Annotated in this window: 1 protein-coding gene; it reads left to right on the top strand. The window is 36.0% G+C overall.

Translation table 11 applies throughout. The features are described 5' to 3' along the window. Positions 1-17: 17 nt before the first annotated feature. Positions 18-531 (top strand): POTRA domain-containing protein (locus HMPREF9441_RS17275; RefSeq protein ID WP_301280210.1); only part of this gene is annotated, 514 nt, incomplete at its 3' end.

The following is a 531-nucleotide window of genomic DNA, read 5'->3' on the forward strand; positions in this document are numbered from 1 at the left end:
GGAAGCGCTCGAAATATGTGAAGAAGGATTACGATGAGGATTTAGTAGGACTTATTGATTTTTACAAAGAGAAAGGATATAGAGATGCGCGTATAGTGAGTGATACACTTATCAGAAATAAAAACGGAAATATTGACTTGAAGATAGCGTTAGAGGAGGGAAAACGTTACTATTTTGGTGATATACGCTTCTTAGGTAACTCAGTATATAACGACCGAGTACTCAATCAAGTATTAGGGATAAAGAAAGGAGATGTCTATAATGGCGTATTGTTAAAGAAACGTATACAAGACTCTACTAATCCAGATTCTGAAGATATTTCTAACTTGTATCAGAACAGTGGTTATCTTTTTTCGCAAGTGCATCCTGTAGAAACGTCCGTGGTGAATGATACAATTAATTTTGAAGTGCGTATACAAGAAGGTAAACCAGCTTACTTCAATAAGATTTCGGTAGTAGGAAATGAGAAGACTAATGACTATGTGATATATCGAGAGCTTCGTACACGTCCTGGATACCTATATAGTAGAG

Origin of the sequence: Paraprevotella clara YIT 11840 (assembly GCF_000233955.1) — a bacterium.
GTDB classification, from domain to species: Bacteria; Bacteroidota; Bacteroidia; order Bacteroidales; family Bacteroidaceae; genus Paraprevotella; species Paraprevotella clara.